Consider the following 684-nt stretch of genomic DNA (forward strand, 5'->3'; position numbering starts at 1 on the left):
TAATTCCGGACAACGCTTGCCCCCTACGTATTACCGCGGCTGCTGGCACGTAGTTAGCCGGGGCTTTCTTCTCAGGTACCGTCACTCCGGTAGCAGTTACTCTACCGGACGTTCTTCCCTGGCAACAGAGCTTTACGATCCGAAAACCTTCATCACTCACGCGGCGTTGCTCCGTCAGGCTTTCGCCCATTGCGGAAGATTCCCTACTGCTGCCTCCCGTAGGAGTCTGGGCCGTGTCTCAGTCCCAGTGTGGCCGTTCACCCTCTCAGGTCGGCTACGCATCGTCGCCTTGGTAGGCCGTTACCCCACCAACTAGCTAATGCGCCGCAGGCCCATCCTCTAGTGGCAGATTGCTCCGCCTTTCATCCCTCGCCCATGAGGGTGAAGGAATTATCCGGTATTAGCTACCGTTTCCGGTAGTTATCCCAGTCTAGAGGGTAGGTTGCCTACGTGTTACTCACCCGTCCGCCGCTAAGCTTATCCCGAAGGATAAGCTCCGCTCGACTTGCATGTATTAGGCACGCCGCCAGCGTTCGTCCTGAGCCAGGATCAAACTCTCCAAATTGGTATTTAGAAAGAGCGATTGCTCATTTTGAAACATCTGACGAGAATAAAATATTCTCTATTTTTGGATCTCACTTGCGTGAAATCCCACTCACTCGTTGTTCAGTTTTCAAAGATCAA

General features: G+C 53.1%; 1 rRNA gene. It reads right to left on the reverse strand.

The window, feature by feature from the left end:
• Positions 1-565 (reverse strand): 16S ribosomal RNA (locus A3844_RS06680); the annotation flags it as partial.
• Between the last annotated feature and the right edge of the window lie 119 nt (positions 566-684).

The sequence above is a fragment of the Paenibacillus helianthi genome (assembly GCF_001909055.1).
GTDB lineage: Bacteria > Bacillota > Bacilli > Paenibacillales > Paenibacillaceae > Paenibacillus_AQ > Paenibacillus_AQ helianthi.